This window comes from Acinetobacter modestus (assembly GCF_014636095.1).
Classification (GTDB): Bacteria; Pseudomonadota; Gammaproteobacteria; order Pseudomonadales; family Moraxellaceae; genus Acinetobacter; species Acinetobacter modestus.
The window spans coordinates 1-584 of sequence record NZ_BMDV01000027.1; the positions used below are offsets into that span (position 1 = coordinate 1).

Consider the following 584-nt stretch of genomic DNA (forward strand, 5'->3'; position numbering starts at 1 on the left):
CCAGTTACAGTCGTTACAACTGTGTCACGGATACCAACGATTTCAACTGATTCGCCAACTTTAACGATACCAGATTCAACACGACCAGTTACAACCGTACCACGACCAGAGATAGAGAATACATCTTCGATTGGCATTAAGAATGCTTTATCGATTGCACGCTCTGGTTCTGGGATGTAAGAGTCAAGCGCTTCAACAAGTGCAAGAACTGATTTCTCACCATATTCGCCATCATTGCCGTTCAATGCTTGAAGCGCTGAACCACGGATGATTGGAGTGTCATCACCTGGGAAGTCATAAGTAGAAAGAAGTTCACGAACTTCCATTTCTACTAATTCAAGTAATTCTTCATCATCAACAAGGTCGCACTTGTTTAAGAATACGATGATGTAAGGTACACCAACCTGACGTGAAAGAAGGATGTGTTCACGAGTTTGTGGCATTGGACCATCAGTCGCAGCACATACAAGGATCGCGCCATCCATCTGAGCAGCACCAGTAATCATGTTTTTAACATAATCGGCGTGGCCCGGGCAGTCTACGTGAGCGTAGTGACGGATTGGAGAATCGTATTCTACGTGTGA

1 protein-coding gene is annotated in these 584 nt (G+C 44.7%); it reads right to left on the bottom strand.

Features of this window, described 5'->3' with window-relative positions:
• On the bottom strand, window positions 1-584 hold a 584-nt coding region (locus tag IEV17_RS17065; protein ID WP_227554487.1), incomplete at both ends, for a GTP-binding protein.